Source organism: Halobacillus litoralis (assembly GCF_009856415.1).
Lineage (GTDB): Bacteria > Bacillota > Bacilli > Bacillales > Halobacillaceae > Halobacillus > Halobacillus litoralis_C.
This window is the reverse complement of sequence record NZ_WMEZ01000001.1, coordinates 606541-626232: the sequence shown is the minus strand read 5'-3', so window position 1 is coordinate 626232 and position 19692 is coordinate 606541. Positions and strand designations below refer to the sequence as shown.

Genomic DNA, 19692 nt, shown 5'->3' with positions numbered 1-19692 from the left:
AAAACCCTTCCAAAAAGCATAAGGCTTTCCAGAAGGGTGTCATCTGTATCATTAGCGACCTTTGAATACTCTGTAAGCCATGTTCTGTGCCATTGTACTGCAAACGGTGGTCAACCTCGTACTCCGGTGGCAATCATCTATCTGCCGTAAAACGGCCTCTTCTCTGGTTCAATTCCCATTGAAAAGTGCCCCTACCTATATTTGGGTTGCTCGCTCGTGGGGTTTACCTCGTTCCACCCGAAGTATTTCTACTCCGGCTCCGTCACTGTGGCACTTTCAAGGTAGTCATTCCATATCAAAGACTTAGGAATTTTCCCTGCCGTAAGTTCTAAAGAACTCCCTTGACTTATGGTTTCGTCAAGCACGAACACTACAAGCATCGCAGCTTGTGCGAGCATGGACTTTCCTCTGTATAGAAACCTATACAGCGATTACCCGAGTATTCAAATGAGCATTATCATTTGTCATTGCGTCTCTTAAGACGTGCTAAACCATTATAACAGACACTTACTCGCTTGTCATTGGAAAAAAATGAATACTAGTCAGCGTATTTATTACCAAAAACAGCCTTCTCTAAGTTTGACACACGTTTTAAGATATCATAATTCACTTGATGGTTATTCGTTGATGGTTGCCTTTGTCTCTGTGCGGTTTCCCTTGATGACATTTTTTTCAACCGATCATTTTCCTGCTGCAGACGTTCAATTTCCTGTTGGAAACGGTCATAATCCTGAATGATCAAATCCAGATACTCATCTACTTCTTCCTGGTTATACCCTCTCATAGACGTTTTAAAGTCTTTCTCAAGTATATCCTTTCCGCTTAAATGATACTCTTCTAAGTTCATTTTTTTCACCTCTGTTTCACACATTATATCCATTTTTTCAAAAGGTCACGAAAATGTCAATTTCAAATCTGGAACATTTACTGACTCCAGAAATCCGGATCTGCCATCCGAAGCTCTTCTACCGTCTCTTCAAGGTCTAACGGAGTAATATAGACGATTTCATAATCCCCTTGATTTTGAGCCTTTTTCGCTCCTCTTAAGAAATATTGTGGACTACCCTCTGTATCTTCATCAAACAGTACGAGACACCCATCCGAGTGATCGATCAGAAATTGATCTTTTGCTTTGAATTGGTATGGACCTTCATATCCTTTATTATAGATTGGCTGGTAGAAATCGGCGGTCATTGTTACTTCCTCATAAACAAGCTTAAGATCTTCAGGCCAGCGCTCTTCCTGGTTTTCAAAAGGCGGAAGAACGCCTAGTTTCACATCATACTGTTCCTTTAAATCAAGGACAACTTCAGCCGTCCATATCTCGACTCCCATTTGTCCGGAAATGAGCACCCATTGTAACCCTTCTTCTATGTAGGAACGTAACCTTTTTTTTATGGTTTCTTTCACAAATTCTACTTTCGGATCATTATGCTTGAAAATACCCATTTCCATCGGTTTGTAACCCGTAACAACAATGGTTTTCAATGTTCTTCCTCCTTACCCTTCCTTCATTTTAATATGTTTCCTAGAAAAAAGAAAATAAGCCACAGTTTCGTGGCTTATTTCATCTTATCTATGATCCTGAGCCCATCATTGGCATTTGGCCTTGACCCATCATCGGCATTTGACCCTGACCTGCCATTGGCATTTGGCCTTGGCCCATCATCGGCATTTGGCCCTGACCTGTCATTGGCATTTGTCCTTGGCCCATCATCGGCATTTGTCCTTGACCCATCATTGGCATCTGACCATCACCCATCATCGGCATTTGACCCTGACCCATCATCGGCATTTGACCCTGACCCATCATCGGCATTTGACCCTGACCCATCATTGGCATCTGGCCGTCGCCCATCATCGGCATTTGACCCTGGCCCATCATATCTTCTGTCTCTTCCATATCCTCTTCATTCATCATCGGCATTTGTCCTTGGCCCATAGGCATTTGTCCCATGTCTTGAGGATTCATATAATCCATCCAGTTATAGTCTGGTGAAGACCCTTGAGGAAAAGCGAAGTCTTGAGTTCGGAAGTTGTTTTGCTCAGAAACCATATATGGGAAATAGTGGTTGTTATTCAACGTGTGATTGTTTCGCACGAGAATGTGCGTAGGGTGAATGTAATCTTGGTTTTCACAGAAGTAGTTATCCACTACACAATTTTGGACAGGACAGACGATCGGTCTACGGTTTCCGGCTGGAGAAGACATCGGAGACATAGGTCCACAGCCGCAAGAGTCCTGCATAGAATGTTGATGCATTGTGCTTTCACTCCTTGTTCTTTTTATTCCTTATCAGCGTATGTCACAAAGAGCGTGAATGTACTAGGCGATATCATCATATCCTTTACTTTCTTAATGGCAGATACCCATCATTTGAATAGACATTTGTTAATTACCTGTAGAAGCATCCTTTTTTTTAAAGCATTTGGACTAAAGGGGTAGGGTTAGAACAAGTTCTCATCCTAATACTTGATTTCTTCAAATGGATAAATAAAAAAAGGATGAGAGTCTCATCCTTTTCCTGCCTACTTCGCATCATCTTCTGATAAATCAGCAGATGAAAACGAGAATGGAAGAATTTCTTCCATAGTAAATGTTTTTGTATCCCCGTGCAGATTTGTAGTATGAATTTTAACATTGGACTGGAAAAATTCACTCATGACTTGGCGGCAAGATCCACATGGTGGAACCGGTCTTTTCGTGTCAGCGACAACCGCCAGTTCCTTGAATTTATCATGTCCATCAGAAACGGCTTTAAAAATAGCCACTCTTTCAGCACAACAGGTAACCGGATAGGCGGCATTTTCGATATTGCATCCCGTATATAGGGTTCCATCTTCTGTGACTAGAGCAGCACCTACGGGGAATTTCGAATAAGGTACATAAGCTTTTTCCCTTATCTTTTTAGCTTCATTGATTAGTTGGTTTGATTCCATTTACATCCCTCCCTACTCATGGGAAGGTCATTATATATGAATATTGGCAAAATGTAAAGCGGTTTCATGTTCGCTTTGCTTTAGCACATCGGAGGAGCATTTAATTGACACATGTGTCGGAAAAAAGTTTATACTGAAAGAGCATAAAAATCATATGGGTCAGGAGGAACAAAATGAAATCAATTTTAAATTACAACAAAATCATTTGGATTTTTATTTTGTTATTGATTTTCACAGGTATTTTCACCTATCTACAGCTACCAAAAAGGGAAATTCCTGAAATTAATGTAAATGTCTCATCTATTTCCACGGTTTATCCGGGAGCAACACCTCAAGAAGTGGAACGGACAATCATCAACCCCTTAGAGGAAGAGCTTTTGAACACAGAAGGGATTGATGAGATCACGTCTGCATCCACAACCGGGTTCGGTACAGTGACCGCTACTCTATCCGGGGATGTAGACGTAGACACAACCAATGCTAAGATCAGGCAGGCCGTATCAGATGTATCCAGGTCTTTTCCAGACGAAGTCCAATCCCCTGATGTGAACACGGACATGACCATGTCAGCTGTTGCTTCCTATCACCTTTACAGTGATGAGCGAGCTGAATTATATAACTTAAGGGATGAATTAAATGAATGGAAAGCAGAACTAACCCAGACACCTGGTGTCGATTCCATTTTAATTAAAGGCTTACCTGATCAAAAGGTTTCCGTCAGTTTGGATAATGATCAATTGAATGAGTTGCAAATTTCTCCGTCTTCCGTCATCCGTTCTTTGAATGAAGAATTAGGTCCTTCACCAATTGGTACGGAACAAAGAGATGGCACCATCCATCAACTCATCTTTGAAAAATATTCAGATATCGAAGAATTGGAAAGTTTATTTGTTGGAAATAGCTCGGAAGGAGAGCCAGTCACTCTCGCTGACATTGGGTCGATTGAAATGACAAACCAAGAAGTCGAAGACCTGATTACGTTTAAAGACCAGGCTGCTCTATCCCTCACCGTACTTACTGAAGAAGGGGTAAACATTAGTGCCCTGCAAGAAGAATTGACAGACAAGGTTAATGTTTTGTCAGAACAGTTACCTGCAGATATTAAGGTCGATCGATTTTATACACAAAGTACGGTTATTGATGAAGTCTTTTCGAACCTGATCACTTCCTTTGCTATTTCGTTTCTTGCTGTCATCATCATTATGGTATTGGGTCTTCCATTGTCGTCAGCGATTCTCGTTGCTTTATCGATCCCAATATCCATTCTTATCGGTTTAATCCCGCTTCCTTATGTTGGAGTCGATTTGAACCAGATTTCAGTCATCGGAATGATTATAGCCATCGGTATATTGGTAGACGACGCTATTGTTGTTAATGACAATATTCAAAGGAGGTTCCAACTCGGAGATGGCCCGATGGAAGGTACCCTCCGAGGTGTGAAGGAAGTCGGCAAGTCCATCATCACTTCTACACTCATGATTATTTTCAGTTTCTTGCCTTTAACATTTCTGTCGGGATCGAACGGGGATTTCATTAGAGCCCTACCATCGGTCTTAATCTTTACGGTGTTGGCATCCACCATCATTGCACTGACCTTCATCCCTACCGTTCAATATGCAAGGAAAAAGCGGAGGAAGCAATCTAAAAAAGCAAAATCGGGACTTCTCGGTGGTTTGTTTGATCGATTAGAACGTATCTACGCTGACAGGGTTCTTCCTACCACTACGAAGAAGCCACTCGTCACATCTTTGATTGGCCTTATTGTGTGTGCTCTATTAGCCACCCTGGCCATTCGGATTCCGTTTGAATTCTTCCCTGCCGCTGATCGTCCTGAAGTCACCATTTCTGTTGAGAATTCTCAAGGGACAACGATTCAGGAAACAGAACAAAGGTTGCAGGAATTAACTGACTTCTTAGAGGAATCTGAAGATAACATTACTGAAACAGCCATTTATTCAGGTAGTGGCCTTCCTAACTTATTCAGTTCAGGATTGCAGCGTTCAGGTGAGAATACAGGTCAAGTTCTCGTCCGGGTGGACAGAGACCAGACGAGTGCTAGTGATTTTATTGAGGAATGGGAGGAGCCTTTAAGGGAAGAGTTCCCAGAAAGTGAAATTTTCCTTGAAACCATTGTTTCGGGTCCACCACCTTCCCCACCTGTCCAGTTACAGATCCAAGGTCCTGAGATTGAAACATTGATTTCAGAGGCAGAGAAAGCAAAAGATCAGTTAAGTGAGCTGGAAGGTGCTGAGATAGCTACACTCAATGCCGAGACACAGCCCTTCACGGAATACAGCGCTGATCGTACATTGCTTGCGGAAAATAACATTGCGATCAACCAAATCACATCACAACTTCAACTGGCAAATATCGGAATACCTTTGGGCACTTTTGACAATGGTGTGGAACGATTACCGATCGAGATCATGGTTGACGACGGTGTAGAGGATGGTGTAGCCCTTTCAGAGCTGAATGTTGTCAGTCAGCAGGCGAGTCAAGGCGGCGGCCCCCCAGAAATTCTTACGCTTGATGAAATTATCACGACAGACTCAACCGAACGGATTGGTGTGATTCCACACTTGGATGGAGATCGGACGATCACAGTGGAAGCATACCCTGAAGAGGGAATGGAAAGCAGCTTCTCTCAAAAATCATCGGAAGTCATAAACGTAATTAAAAATGACCTTCCAGAAGGTTATACGCTTGTAGAAAGCGGTGAAACCGATGCACGGTCCGAGTTCTTTGTAGAAGTAACCAAACTGTTTGTCATCGTTTTGTTCTTAATCTATCTGACGATTGCGATCCAGTTCAATTCCCTGCTTATGCCTTTACTGATCACAGGAACCGTATTCTTAGCCGTGACAGGTGCCATTATAGGACTTTTCGTTTCAGGGGAACCGCTCAGTTTCTTAGCAGTATTAGGCATCGTCTCCCTTTCAGGTATTGTTGTAAGGAATTCCGTAATTCTTGTCGAGTTTATTGAGCAAAACCGTGAACGTTATAGCAGTAATGTAGAAGCCGTTATAGAAGCAGGCAGGGCAAGGATCCGTCCAATCGTCCTGACGTCGTTAACATCGATTGCAGCCCTTGCACCGATCATTTATACAGGAGATGTGCTGTTCAAGCCTTTGGCGGTATCGATCGTATCCGGACTCGCTTTTTCAACAGTACTCACGCTTTTACTTGTTCCATCGTTTTATTTGTTAATATCAAAAAAATAACAATTGACGGATATAATATTAAAGGATATCCCTAAAGACTTAATCCAAATGAAAAAAGCTCCCTTATGAGGAGCTTTTTTCATTTTGTTCTATATCGTCAAGGACCATATCCAAAACATAATGAGAGGACTGATACAATTCTTTGAACCTTTTACGATGGACATCCAGATAATAACTATGGAGGATGATCATTTCAATATTTTCATGTGTTGATTTAACTTGGTTTGGATGCACATTCGTCTTTCGGTCTTTCACGAAAGCTTCTGCTTCCTTAACCCATTCGTTGGTCAATCGGAACATCGGATCTGTTTCCTTTTTAACCTGATTGAAAAAGTCATAGTTTTTTTTATCTACAGGACCTTCCGTATTTAAAAAGCGTTGATGGCGTTCATCAATTAAACGCTTCAATTCGTTCGTATTGGCTTTTAAATTCATAAATTCCCACACCTTTCCTCCTTCATAATATCATGAGGGAACAAAGGGTATCAAAATCAACCTACGGAACGACGCCTGGCTTGTTGAGCAACTTTCCCCATATATTCAAACCGACGTTCTCTTTTCATCTTCCTTAATTCATCTCGGAGGCCGAAGACTTCATTCTTCAATTCATCGATTTCTTTACGGTGGGAGACGGCCATATTGAACACGATTTCATCTGCTTTGATTGACAACCTGCGCTCAAGTAAGGAGAATTTCTCCTGTAAGTGCGAGAGCTGCTCCTCAAATTCATACGGTGTGATGACACTATTTTTCTTCATACACTACTCCCCCTTTTATTGGTGTTTTACAATTTCTCTAATGGATGCATAACTCCTCTACGGATGACAAGACTAGAACTAAAGCAACAAAACAAGTCAAACCAGACTTTAATCTTCGACATAAAAGGAGAAAAGCATATGGCTAAGAAAAAAGAACAGAAAAATAAGAAACCGACACCGGCAAAAACGGACAATCCTAAATTAGCTGGTGAGAACCGCCCTTCTACGTGATTGTACAGAAGCTGTTGCTATTTTTTATAGCAGCAGCTTTTTTTATAACACGTATGAAAATGCGGAAAAGACTGCATCTTTCTTGCATTTCTTAATTACATGTAAAGAGAACCATTCACTCCCTAAACGAGACAAAAAACAACTTCCTTTCTCGAAAGAATATGATTAGGGTTTTGAATGGAACATGGAAGGGAAGATAGTCATGGCGGTTTCCTTATATGTGTCAATCGTGTGAACAGGTGAAACTTTCCTTTCTTTCAAACGTCTAAATAAAATGAGTCGCATGTATATATTCTTGGACATGAAAATTTGGTATGATACTCTCATGGCTATGGGGAGGGATTGGTTGTGAATTATCCCAATGGGAGACGTGGTTCCAAGACAAACTTAGCTCCTAAAGGAAAAACAAAACCTGATTTCAGTAACAGGGGAATGTCACTGGAAGAAGACATTAATGTAACAAACGAATATTATTTGCAAGCAGGAGTTGCGGTGGTTCATAAAAAACCTACGCCTGTGCAAATTGTACAAGTGGATTATCCGAAGCGCAGCGCCGCCGTCATTAAAGAAGCCTATTTCAAACAAGCTTCAACGACTGACTTTAATGGAGTTTATCGTGGGAAGTACATCGATTTTGAGGCAAAAGAAACGAAAAACAAAACTTCTTTTCCATTAAGTAATGTCCACCAACACCAGATTGACCATATGAGGGCTGTCCAAGCCCATGGTGGAATTAGCTTTATGCTCATAAAGTTTACACCTTTGGACGAGACGTACCTCCTTCCATCCTCATCAATCTTCACCTATTGGGAAAATCAGTGGAATGGTGGAAGGAAATCGATTCCTTATCCTTATATTAAGGAAGAAGGAATCCATATCCCTTTTCATTATCAGGCAAGGGTTCATTATGCCACTGCCATCGATAAGCTTTATTTCTGAAATGGAGGAAATGTAAATGGCCAACGATAGCCAGTCACGTACAGCAAGAAGAAAACAGATGAAATCGTCGAAAAAAGGAAAAAGCACTTCAAAATTCAAAAGGATTTTTATGACCCTTTTAACCATCGGGGTCGTACTGATGTTAGGAGTTGGAGCTTTATTTGCCTATTATGTCGCTACAGCTCCAAGTTTAGATGAATCGAAATTATCCGATCCATTCTCTTCCAAAGTTTACGACAAAAACGGGGACCTGTTTGCTGATTTAGCCGGTGATGAACGTCGTACGAAAATCACGTATAACGACATCCCTCCTGTTCTTGAAGACGCCGTATTAGCCACAGAAGATGTACGCTTTTTTGATCATATCGGAATTGACTTCCGAAGAATCGGTGGCGCGGTCCTGGCCAACATTACTGGCGGGTTCGGTGCTGAAGGAGCCAGTACAATCACGCAGCAAGTCGTCAAAGAATCATTCTTAACGAAAGATAAAACCATAAAGCGTAAAGTTCAAGAACAGTACTTGGCTATAAAGTTAGACCAGGAATATTCCAAGGAAAAGATTTTGGAGATGTACTTAAATAAGATTTACTACGGTGCAGGTGCTTACGGTGTTGCTGAAGCTGCGGAAACTTACTTCGGTAAAAAAGAACTCAGTGAGTTAACACTTCCCGAAGCCGCCCTTTTAGCAGGCCTGCCACAAAGGCCTAGTGGTTATATGCCATTTGAAAATCCAGATTTAGCGAAGGATCGAATGAACACGGTCCTTAGTTTGATGGTGCAACACGGGAAAATAACAGAAGCAGAAGCTGAAGAAGCACGACAAGTGAAAATCGAAGACATGCTGATTGAAAGACAACCTGAAAAAGAAGCACCATTCCAAGCGTTCATCGATGAAGTCGAGCGAGAAATTAAAGAGAAAATGGACGGTTCAGATATTTACAAAGATGGGCTGAAAATTTATACTACGCTCGACCCTAAAGCACAGGAACAAGTTCAACAGCTCTTAAGCAATGAGGGTCCTACCCCTTGGCCGGATGAGAAATTAATGGCTGGAGTTGCTGTAACCGATACACAGACAGGTGCCATCCGAGCGATTGGCGGAGGCCGAAACTATCAAAAAGGTCAATTCAATACGGCTACACAAATCAATCGTCAACCAGGCTCTACATTCAAACCAATCACTGCTTATGGCCCAGCCATACAATATAATAAAATGTCCACCTATCATCAGATTAAAGATGAAAAAACTGAATTTGATGTTAATGACGGTTGGACACCAAGCAACTTTGATAATGAGTTCAGAGGATGGGTCTCAGCAAGATACGCATTAAGCCGTTCATTAAATATCCCAACCATTAAATTGATGGAAGAAGTAGGGATCGATAAAGCGGAAGAGTTCGCAAGTGGACTAGGTTTTAAAGTCCCTGAAAATGGTTTTATGCTTTCAGATGCCATTGGAGGCGGAGTGGGAACAAACCCTAAAGAAATGGCGGCTGCCTACGCTGCCTTTGGTAATGAAGGCGTATATAATGAACCGCATACTGTAACAAAAGTCGAAGTACCCGGTGAAGGAACGATTGACCTGACTCCTGAGCCTAAGTCTGCGATGAACAGTTACACAGCATTCATGATCTCTAACATGCTTCAAACGACTATGAGTGAAGGTACAGGAACGGCTGCCAATGTGCCTGGTGTACCTGACGCAGGAAAAACCGGAACGACAAACCGTGGAGATTCGGCATCAGACTCCTGGTTCAATGGGTACACAACGAACTATTCCATATCCATTTGGTCTGGTTACGATGGAGAAGATCCAATGTCGCAGGCGGCAAAAAATATACCCAAACAGATTTACAAGCCTCTGATGAATCAATTATCGCAAGGAATAGATACAGCCGACTTTACTAAACCGGATTCCGTAGCTTGGGTAGATGTAGAAAAAGGTTCAAGACCTGCACGTTTACCTAGTGAATATACTCCTTCGGACCGGATTGTGACAGAACTGTTCCATGTAGATAATCAGCCATCTAAAGTATCAGAAACGTATCAGCAGCTGGATCCCGTCCAATCATTGGCAGGTAAATTTAATGAAGAAACCTCCAGCATCGATCTTTCTTGGTCCTACGGAAATACAGATGGAGTTAGTTTCCGTATTGCTGCCTCCATTGATGGTGGAGAAATGAGAGAATTGACAACAACGAAAGAAACAAGTGTCGAGATTACGAACGTGGATCCGGGTGCTTCCTACGAATTTGCTGTAGTGGTCATCAGTGATGACGATAATACGGCAAATAGTGATCCGGCTACTGTCAAGGTTCAAGCCCCAGGTTCTCTTGAACAGGAAACTCCTGATGAATCCGAAGACGGAGAAAATCAGGAAGACGAAGGAGAGAACACTGAAGATGAAGGTGCTCCTGAAGAGAATGAAGACGGAGACGGGCAAGGAAATAATGACAGGAACGGAAACAATAACGGAGATGGTCAAGGAAATAATGATCAGGGTAATGGCCAAGATGGTGGCCAAGGTCAAAATGGTGGCCAAGGTCAAGGCGATGGCCAAGGCGACGAATCCGACAATAATGACAGTGAAAATGAAGAACAAAATCAAGGTGATGATTCTGATTCAGGCGGTGACAGTGGTTCCGATGAAGAACAACCGCCAGCTGAAGACGATCAGGAAAATCAAGAAGATGCAGCCTAAACAAAAATACCCTCTCGAATATTCGAGAGGGTATTTTTTATGATGTTTTCTCTTTCTTTTTCATTCTTTTCTGCCCTTCTCTGCACAAAAATAATAAAGGACACTCTTCACAATTCGGCCGTTGAGCTTTACAGTGATAGCGTCCGAAAAAGATCATACGATGATGAGTCACACTCCACTCTTCTACCGGGATTTTCCTCATCAACGTCTTTTCGACTTCCAAAACAGAATCTTTCCAACGACAAAATGCGAGACGTTTGGAAACACGCTCCACGTGCGTATCCACCGCTATGGCAGGTTCATCGAAAGCTACGGAAGCTACGACGTTTGCTGTTTTCCTACCTACACCAGCTAAGCTCTCCAGCTCTTTTTTTGTCGGGGGCACTTCCCCATTAAATTTCTCTACAAGCGTTTGGGAAAGTTTTTTTATATTCTTTGCCTTGTTCCTGTATAAGCCGATTCGTTTGATATCATCCTGAAGCTCTTCCAAAGGCACAGCGATATAATCCTCGGGCTTTTTATATTTCTCAAAAAGTTGAGGGGTCACCTTGTTCACTAATGCATCAGTCGCTTGTGCAGATAGAACGACGGCAACAAGGAGTTCAAAAGGATTGCTGTGCGTTAATTCGCACTCGGCCTCAGGAAACATTTCCTCAAACGTATCTAAACAATGACGGATTTGCTGTTTGTTCAACATCGTGTGTTTTAAGAATCCTCCTCCAGCCAGTTATAGTAAAGGGAGATATCCCGCTTTTTATTTTCCTGCTTTTGGGTTTTAGGCGCCTGTTGTCCTTGTCGGAACTGCTTGCCCTGTTCCCGGGCTTGTTCCACCGTTTTGACACCTTTACGCTTCCACTCCCTCAGGATGCGATCAATGTACTTGAAGTTCAATTTGCTCATTAATACAGCTTCTCTTAACGCGGCCTTAATCAATGCTGGAGATTGCTCTTCCTCATCCAACCATATATTTATGGTTTCAATTTCAAATGGAGACAGAGGTCTCCCGAATTCTTGTTCAAACAATGGGAAAATATTTTCATCATACGACCGGTCATTCGTTTGTGACTTGGGTGTGACAGCAAACAGCTTTTCCCATAAAGGTTCCAGAGAGTAATATTCATTAAGGACACGGGCTTCATTTTGATTTTGTTCAATGGTCAACATTCTTTTTTGGATCAAGCTTCGGAGCACTCGTGAACATTCTTGAGCCGTAATAGAAAGATGGGCTGCCAGTTGTTCAGGTGTAGGAAAACCGTTTCCTTCTGTGCGAAAACGGTGGATTTGTAAAAGTACGACCACTTCTGTTTCATTCAACTTCAGCTGATGGAAACTTTCAAGCAGTTTCGTTGGAACGACCATTTGGTTATCCATGATGTTCTGAAAGCTTTGGTATTTAGCCAAATTAATCCCTCCATTCATTATCTTCATGGAATGAAAAACACCGATAAGCCACTAGGCGTTAAATCGGTGTTCGTTCATCCACATGATTAGTGATCACGGGTAAAGGCGATTCAATAGACGAGGGAATGGAATCGTTTCGCGAACGTGCTCGACGCCGGAAATCCAAGCGACGGTACGTTCAAGTCCCAGTCCGAAGCCAGAATGTGGAACACTACCGTACTCACGTAATTGTAAATACCATTTGTACGCATCCCCTGTGAGATCATGTTCTTCATACCTCTGCTGCATTAACTCTAGATCATCAATTCTTTGAGATCCACCGATAATTTCACCGTATCCTTCAGGAGCGATCAAGTCGGCACATAGAACCACTTCCGGGCGCTCTGGGTCTGGCTTCATATAGAATGCTTTGATTTCAGCAGGATAATTCGTTATGAAAACAGGCTTATCATAGCTTTCTGCAATAGCTGTTTCATGTGGGGCACCAAAATCTTCTCCCCATTCGATATCATCAAACCCTTTATCTTTCAAAAGTTGGATGGCATCGTCATAACTAATGCGTGGGAATGGAGCTTGGATTTTTTCAAGTTTCTCTGTATCACGGCCTAGTGCATCAAGTTCAATCTTACAGTTTTTAAGCACCGATTGAACGACATGAGAAACATACTGTTCCTGTACTTGAAGACTGTCTTCATGGTCCATGAAGGCCATTTCAGGCTCAATCATCCAGAATTCAATCAAATGACGACGGGTCTTTGATTTCTCAGCGCGGAACGTTGGGCCGAAACTGAAAACACGTCCAAAAGCCATCGCAGCTGCTTCCATGTAGAGCTGACCACTTTGAGACAAGTAAGCATCTTCATCAAAATATTTCGTATGGAAGAGTTCTGTCGTTCCTTCCGCTGATGATCCCGTAAGAATAGGTGGATCGATTTTGACATACCCATTGTCATTGAAAAATTCGTATGTGGAACGAATGATTTCATTTCGTACTTTCATGACGGCATGTTGACGCTTAGAACGTAACCACAAATGGCGATGATCCATCAGGAACTCTGGACCGTGTTCCTTTGGTGTGATCGGATAGTCGACCGCTTCATGAATCACTTCAAAATCCTTCACTTGCATTTCATATCCAAGTGGAGAACGAGTATCTTCCACGATCACACCTGTGACATATAGGGAAGACTCCTGTGTTAAAGCTTTCGCATCTTGGAACTTATCTTCACCGATTTCTGCTTTAACGACGATCCCTTGCATAAATCCTGTTCCATCACGAAGTTGCAAGAAGGCAATTTTACCACTGGAGCGTTTATTACTAAGCCAAGCACCTAACGTCACTTCTTCTCCTACATATTTTGATACTTCAGATATCGTTGTTTTCACACTAAAACCTCCAAAAGCTTAAGATTGATGTTTGTTTACAAAACGTTCGATTCGATCAGCTGCTTTTTCAAGCTGATCCAAAGATGTCGCATAGGACAGACGCACATTATCCGGACTACCGAATCCAGATCCCGGGACGAGCGCAACTTTTTCTTCATCCAAAAGAGCTTTCACCCATGCATCCACGTCCTCAAAGCCACCCTGCTCAACCGCTTCTTTCACATTCGGGAAAAGGTAGAACGCGCCGGATGGTTTCGCACAGTTTACACCAGGAATTTGAACCAGTCGCTTGTGAAGGACATCCAGACGCTCTTTGAACGCCTCTTTCATTTCGTCTACTTTTTCTTCAGAAGCCGTATAAGCAGCGAGTGCCGCGTACTGGGCAATAGTCGTCGGGTTTGATGTCGAATGGGAAGCCATATTGGACATCGCTTTAATGACGGTTTTATTTCCGGCTGCAAAACCGATCCTCCACCCTGTCATGGAATGGGATTTGGAAACCCCGTTGATAATGATCGTCTGATCATAAAGTTCTTGTGACAGCTGTGCTACGGAAACATGTTTTTCATCTGTATAGATCAATTTTTCGTAAATTTCATCCGATACAATGAGGACGTCATGCTCAAGGCACACTTCTCCAAGTGCCTTTAATTCTGATTCTGAATACATCATACCTGTCGGGTTACTTGGTGAATTAATGATCACGGCTTTCGTTTTAGGGGTGATGGCTTCTTTCAGTTGCTCTGGTGTAAGCTTAAAATTATTGGATTCCTCCGCTGATACAATGACAGGCGTACCTTCAGCAAGTTTAATTTGTTCTGGATAACTGACCCAGTATGGAGCAGGAACGATGACTTCATCCCCCTCATTCAAAAGGACCTGGAACAATGTGAACAACGCATGTTTTGCACCTGTGGTTACGATGATTTGTTCATTGGTATAGGTTAGGCCCTGGTCCCGTTTCAGCTTCGCAGTAATGCTGTTCTTCAGCTCAGGAACTCCACCAGCTGGTGTGTATTTCGTCATTCCTTCATCCATCGCACGCTTGGCAGCATCCAAGATATAAGATGGTGTATTGAAGTCAGGCTCGCCTGCTCCCAATCCAATCACATCATGGCCTTCCGCCTTCAATGCTTTCGCTTTGGCTGTGATCGCCAATGTTGTTGATGGTGTTAAAGCTTGCACACGTTGTGCTAATTCCATAAACGTTCACTCCTTCTACTCATTCTGTCTGAAAGCAAAACGCTGATCAAACGCTTCACCCTGCAATGTGAAATAATCCAATACGTAACGGTTCTGTTCATCGATATAAGTCAATTGAAAGACAGGTTCGTTTTCCTCAAAACCATATTGTATATCTTTGAATGTACAATTGGAGCAAGTATTCTCCCACCGGGAGCGCATTTCCTCCGATGACAGTACGTCTTCCCTAGAAACTTCATCAAGGATCGTTTTTTCCTTTATGTCTATGAATAGAATAGATGCTTCATTGGATTCCTTAGTTCCTTGGACGATATGAAATTCTCTTTGGCCATGGTATGTAGATACATGGTCGATCCTGGTAAGGCCCCCTTGTTCTTGAGCGATCGCTTCAGCTTGAGGGTGACCTTCTTTCCGGTCCTGATTCACATCTATATAGACCCATAGAAAAAGGATAAAAGCCAGAATGAACAGGGTTCCTGCTATCGCAAGGCTCCACTTCAACCAACTAGGTACGGTAAATGGTGAAGACTGCGGTCTCAGCATCGTCATCATCCAGTGCCAACCCAAACATCAAATTATTTTCTTTCAGCGTACGGTTCAATGTATCGACGATTTTATAAAGATCATCAGACTTTTGGATTCTGACTGTCGATAACGTTTCAATCTTATTTTCCATCGGTAAAAACCTCCATTTGCGGGTTCCGCTTTTTATTATAACAGGTTCGTCTAGTCCAATGCGCTAGAGTCAAAGCCATTTCTCGATCTTATTGATCAACTGACGGGTAGACTCATAAGATACAGGGACTTCCGGCAAAGAATTGAGGAAGTATTTCCCATATCGCGCCTCCATCAACCGTTGATCACATATAAAAACGACTCCTCGATCGGAGCTGCTCCTTATAAGCCTTCCGAAACCTTGTTTGAACCGAATGATGGCATGAGGAAGGGATTTCTCCATAAAAGAATTTTTCCCTTCATTTTGCATTCTTTCGTTTCTCATTGATTGAATAGGCTGATCTGGTGGTTGAAAAGGTAAACGGACCATCATCAAACAGGAGAGATCCTCTCCAGGTATGTCCACACCTTCCCAGAAGGAACTCGTCCCCAAAAGAATTGCCTGATCGAACGCTTGAAAGTTTTTTTTCAGTCGATCTCTACTTCCACTTGATACCCCTTGTGCGAATACCATGAACTCTTCTGGATCAATAAACTCTTTAAGAAGTGTGTAGGTTTGACGAAGCATTTCATAAGAAGTAAACAATATGAGCATTCTTCCCTTCGTCACTTCGGCAACGGAATAAATCGCTTCGCTAAGCGCTTCAACAAACGAGTCGGGATCATTTTTTATATTGGGAAAATCATTCGGAACCATAAGCTGAACCTGCTCCTTGAACTGATAAGGAGATGGAATAATAGCTTCAATGGCGTTGGTAAAGTTTTCCAACCCCAAAGATTTTCGAATGTACCCGAAAGAACCATCTGTAGATAAGGTGGCACTCGTCAAAATAGCACTGCCCTTTCTTCTGAAAAGCCGTTGTTCGAGAAGGTGCGCGACATCATAGGGCTCACTGAATAAGTAGATTGCGTTTACGGCGCCTTCTCCTTCAATTTCTACCCACTTCACTTCTTCTTCTCTTGTAAAATCAAAGTAATGAATGAGCTGAGAGCGGATCTGGTGGCAAACATCGATTTGATTGTTCAACCGAGAGAGAAGAATGGGAATACTGTAGTCTTCTCTAACCGCAAGCTGCATTTTCAACTGTTCCTCCATTTTTCCCATGTGGACAATCAACCTTTTTATCATCGCTAAGAAACGATGGGACATCTCTTTGGCCGTGTCTATAAACGAAGGCATCTCTCCAGGTTTTAAAAGAAGCTGGGTACGGCCAATGTCACTTTTCCCTTTCCCTAACCTTTTCTGCTGTTTTTTGACACTTTGATAGATATAACGTGAAAAATGACTCAGCTCTTCCTTCGCTTCGTCAATCGATTGTTGTCCTCTGATCAGGTTCGAATAAAAATCTTCCTGTAAAGACCATTCTTTATAAAGGTTCTTATGAAAGATCTCTCCAAATTGAGTCAAATGACGTTGAAGTTCACGGTAATTCATTCGCACGCCAAAGTACCGACTTGCTACTGCCTCCAAATGATGAGCTTCATCGATAATTACATGCTCATAATCCGGAAGGACCGATTCTTCCTTCATGATATCCATACAAAGAAGTGCATGGTTGGTAATCACAAGGTCCGCTTGAGCCGCTTTCTCCTGGGCCCATTGGAAAAAGCTGTCGTCCGTGAAACCGAGCCTTACGGTTTTGCTAGACTGTTCCGAGGATACTTTGTGCCAAAATTGTCTGCCATTAGAAGGAAGTTGGATTTCATCCACATCCCCGGTACGCGTTTGAGTCAACCATACGAGAATCATCGCCTTTGTCAGTGCAATATCATAATTATCCTGGTACGACCTCTCAAGCTCATAATGGAAGTGAATCAAGCTAATATAATGCGATTTCCCTTTATACAGTACTGCTTTAATCGGGCGCGGGAACATCCGCTCGACTTTAGGGATTTCTTCCTCTAGTAATTGTTTTTGCAGACTCGTTGTATGTGTAGATACGACGACACGTTTACCATGATCCATCGCTTGAAATGCTGCGGATAGGAGGTAAGCGACAGACTTTCCTGTTCCGGCACCTGCTTCTACTATTGCATGTTTGTTCTCTTCAAGAGCTTGCTTGACCTTTGCCGTCATATCCTGCTGTCCTTTGCGGATTTCATAATGAGGAAGCAGGCTTCCAAGGCCGTTTTCCCCTTCAAAAACTTGTGTTTTCCACTTATCGAACGGTGGAAGTTGTACAGATTTAGAAGAACGGTCAGGCACTTGTTTCCGTACGGCGATTCCGTGCTTCAGCATCACATCGGATTCACTACCGCTGCCATACCGCTTTTCCTCCAAATATTTAAGGAAGAACTCTCGAAAATCACTTTTCAATTTCCCTTCGATCTTTAGCAGATGATGGATCGTACGCTCTGGGAGACGCTGAAGTTCTTTCAATAAATAAAGAAGTAAATCAGCGGTCACTTGAGCGTCTGATAAAGCTCGGTGTGGTCGATCATGACCCATCTCTAAAAGTTCTGCTAGCTGCCCCAGCTTGAAAGTAGGAGAAGTCGGCATAAGAATGCGTGCGAATTCAACGGTATCAATAATAGGATTATGTAAAGGTTGATATCCGCATCGTGCTAGTTCGTCATTCAGAAATCCAAGATCGAACTCGATGTTATGCGCCACGATATAAGCATGCTGAAACAGAGGATAGACATCCCCTACAATTTCAGAAAAAAGCGGTGCATCTAAAACATCGTCATTTTCAATCCCGGTTAATGACCGGATAAACGGAGGGATCTCTTTCTCTGGATAAACAAGGGAAGAAAACTCTTCCACGATTGTCCCATCTTCCTCCATGACGACGACACCGATTTCAATGATTCGATCCCCTTTTGAAGCCGCATTTCCTGTTGTCTCTAAATCCACAATTGCAAATCTTTTCATGTTCATCCCTACTTTCACAACAAAAAGGAAGGACCTTGCCTAAGAACGTGGCATAGATCCTTTCTTCACTCGCTAGTCACTTCTTATAATGGCAATGCTTGTAAAGGTGGTTCTTCCTCGATGATTTGCTCAACCCTATTGTTCTCATCCATGAGGGCAATCTTTGGACGAAACTCTTCCAGCTCTTCTTCATCAAGCATCGCATAGGAAACGATAATGACAATATCATCAGGCTGAACACAGCGGGCCGCTGCACCATTCAGGCAGACCACACCACTCCCACGCTTACCAGCAATAACATAGGTTTCTAGACGTTCACCATTATTATTGTTCACAATCTGCACTTTTTCATGGGGAAGTATACCGACTTGATCAAGCAGATCCTGATCGATCGTGACACTTCCAACATAGTTCAAATTCGCTTCCGTTACGCGTGCCCGGTGTATTTTTGCTTTCATCATTGTACGTAACATATGAAATGGCCTCCTTGACGATCACCCATAAATGACAAGTCCTTCATGATCGAAGACGACATTGTCAATCAACCTCACATTATCATAGAATACAGCCGCTGCGAGAATCACAGGACGATCGATCTTCTCTATAAATTCTAACTCAGGATAAGATAATAATTCAATATAATCTATCTTACCATGAGTTTTCTGTTCAAGAAACTTCACTGTCGCCTCAATGATCATTTCTTTGGAGTTTTGCCCTTCCATAACAAGTTTCCTGCCATACTGCAGCGCTTCCTGTATGGACGGAGCCTCTTTTCGTTCCTCATCAGACAGTCGGACATTTCTACTGCTTTTAGCAAGACCGTCTTCCTCCCTAACCGTAGGAACAGCGATGAGATTGACAGGCATATTATAGTCTTTGATCAAGGCATCTACGACAGCTACTTGTTGGGCATCCTTCATTCCGAAGTAGACGTTGTCAGGCCTCGTAATATTGAATAGCTTTGTAAGGACCGTAACCACTCCATCAAAGTGACCCGGACGGCTCTTCCCGCACAAGACATTTGTCCGATTGGTGACCGTCATATTCACGGATAATGGCTGCGGATACATGGTTTCATTGGTAGGAAGAAAAACAAGATCAACGCCGTTTTCTTTTGCTACATGACGATCATGGTCCTCATCGCGAGGATATGTATCCAAATCTTCCCCTTTCCCAAACTGAAGCGGGTTAACGAAAATGCTGAGAATCACCTTATCATTTTCTTTCTTTGCTTCTTTGATCAGGCGGATATGACCCTCATGAAGGTAGCCCATCGTAGGGACGAAGCCAATACTCTCCCCATTTTTCGTCCACTCTGAAACTAATGTGTTCACTTGATCTATTTCTCTTAATACTTTCATT

At 42.6% G+C, this 19692-nt stretch carries 18 protein-coding genes and 1 other RNA gene; 3 read left to right on the top strand and 16 right to left on the bottom strand.

Annotation, left to right across the window (positions count from 1 at the left end; all coding sequences use genetic code 11):
- Window positions 1-68 precede the first annotated feature (68 nt).
- From rnpB to GLV98_RS03375, 5 genes are all read right to left on the bottom strand, one after another.
- An RNA gene (gene rnpB / locus GLV98_RS03395) (RNase P RNA component class B) lies at window positions 69-443 on the bottom strand.
- A 95-nt stretch (window positions 444-538) separates the two neighbouring features.
- Entirely contained in the window at window positions 539-847 is a 309-nt protein-coding gene (gpsB, locus tag GLV98_RS03390; RefSeq protein ID WP_160912095.1) for a cell division regulator GpsB, read from the bottom strand.
- A gap of 77 nt (window positions 848-924) precedes the next feature.
- Window positions 925-1488 carry an SLOG family protein gene (locus tag GLV98_RS03385; RefSeq protein WP_160912093.1) on the bottom strand — a complete coding sequence of 188 codons (564 nt, stop codon included), beginning with the start codon at window positions 1486-1488 and terminating at the stop codon, window positions 925-927.
- Window positions 1489-1576: 88 nt separating this feature from the next.
- On the bottom strand, window positions 1577-2263 hold the full coding sequence (locus GLV98_RS03380; protein ID WP_237417023.1) for a spore coat protein: 687 nt from the start codon (window positions 2261-2263) through the stop codon (window positions 1577-1579).
- Between the two features lie 266 nt (window positions 2264-2529).
- Window positions 2530-2940, bottom strand: coding sequence for a cytidine deaminase (locus GLV98_RS03375; RefSeq protein ID WP_160912091.1), 411 nt, complete (start codon window positions 2938-2940; stop codon window positions 2530-2532).
- Window positions 2941-3113: 173 nt separating this feature from the next.
- On the opposite strand from GLV98_RS03375, the gene GLV98_RS03370 reads away from it, so the two are divergent.
- Complete coding sequence (locus GLV98_RS03370) at window positions 3114-6161, top strand: efflux RND transporter permease subunit (protein WP_160912089.1); 3048 nt, start codon at window positions 3114-3116, stop codon at window positions 6159-6161.
- 63 nt (window positions 6162-6224) lie between these two features.
- On the opposite strand, the gene GLV98_RS03365 is transcribed toward GLV98_RS03370, so the two are convergent.
- Entirely contained in the window at window positions 6225-6596 is a 372-nt protein-coding gene (locus GLV98_RS03365) for a YppE family protein (RefSeq protein WP_160912087.1), read from the bottom strand.
- A gap of 56 nt (window positions 6597-6652) precedes the next feature.
- Window positions 6653-6919 carry a hypothetical protein gene (locus GLV98_RS03360; RefSeq protein ID WP_160912085.1) on the bottom strand — a complete coding sequence of 89 codons (267 nt, stop codon included), beginning with the start codon at window positions 6917-6919 and terminating at the stop codon, window positions 6653-6655.
- A gap of 579 nt (window positions 6920-7498) precedes the next feature.
- Between GLV98_RS03360 and recU the strand changes: the two genes are divergently transcribed.
- Window positions 7499-8089 carry a Holliday junction resolvase RecU gene (gene recU, locus GLV98_RS03355; RefSeq protein WP_160912083.1) on the top strand — a complete coding sequence of 197 codons (591 nt, stop codon included), beginning with the start codon at window positions 7499-7501 and terminating at the stop codon, window positions 8087-8089.
- Between the two features lie 16 nt (window positions 8090-8105).
- Window positions 8106-10790, top strand: coding sequence for a PBP1A family penicillin-binding protein (locus GLV98_RS03350; protein ID WP_160912081.1), 2685 nt, complete (start codon window positions 8106-8108; stop codon window positions 10788-10790).
- Between the two features lie 37 nt (window positions 10791-10827).
- Here the strand turns inward: GLV98_RS03350 and nth are convergent, their stop codons facing one another.
- The 9 genes from nth to panC form a co-directional block, all read right to left on the bottom strand.
- Entirely contained in the window at window positions 10828-11487 is a 660-nt protein-coding gene (gene nth, locus GLV98_RS03345) for an endonuclease III (protein ID WP_160912078.1), read from the bottom strand.
- Between the two features lie 8 nt (window positions 11488-11495).
- A complete protein-coding gene (locus GLV98_RS03340; protein ID WP_160912076.1) occupies window positions 11496-12191 on the bottom strand; it encodes a DnaD domain-containing protein in 696 nt (231 codons plus the stop codon).
- Between the two features lie 93 nt (window positions 12192-12284).
- Window positions 12285-13577, bottom strand: coding sequence for an asparagine--tRNA ligase (asnS, locus tag GLV98_RS03335; protein WP_160912074.1), 1293 nt, complete (start codon window positions 13575-13577; stop codon window positions 12285-12287).
- 18 nt (window positions 13578-13595) lie between these two features.
- On the bottom strand, window positions 13596-14780 hold the full coding sequence (locus tag GLV98_RS03330) for a pyridoxal phosphate-dependent aminotransferase (RefSeq protein WP_160912072.1): 1185 nt from the start codon (window positions 14778-14780) through the stop codon (window positions 13596-13598).
- A gap of 15 nt (window positions 14781-14795) precedes the next feature.
- Complete coding sequence (locus tag GLV98_RS03325; RefSeq protein WP_160912070.1) at window positions 14796-15323, bottom strand: DUF5590 domain-containing protein; 528 nt, start codon at window positions 15321-15323, stop codon at window positions 14796-14798.
- Entirely contained in the window at window positions 15286-15456 is a 171-nt protein-coding gene (locus GLV98_RS03320) for a YpmA family protein (RefSeq protein WP_089652552.1), read from the bottom strand. The genes GLV98_RS03325 and GLV98_RS03320 overlap by 38 nt, the downstream gene beginning before the upstream one ends.
- A 69-nt stretch (window positions 15457-15525) precedes the next feature.
- Window positions 15526-18330, bottom strand: coding sequence for an ATP-dependent DNA helicase DinG (gene dinG / locus GLV98_RS03315; RefSeq protein WP_160912068.1), 2805 nt, complete (start codon window positions 18328-18330; stop codon window positions 15526-15528).
- A gap of 83 nt (window positions 18331-18413) precedes the next feature.
- Window positions 18414-18803, bottom strand: coding sequence for an aspartate 1-decarboxylase (gene panD / locus GLV98_RS03310; protein WP_160912066.1), 390 nt, complete (start codon window positions 18801-18803; stop codon window positions 18414-18416).
- 21 nt (window positions 18804-18824) lie between these two features.
- Window positions 18825-19691 (bottom strand): pantoate--beta-alanine ligase, encoded by an 867-nt coding sequence (gene panC / locus GLV98_RS03305; protein WP_160912064.1) that lies wholly within the window; start codon window positions 19689-19691, stop codon window positions 18825-18827.
- Window position 19692: the final 1 nt, after the last annotated feature.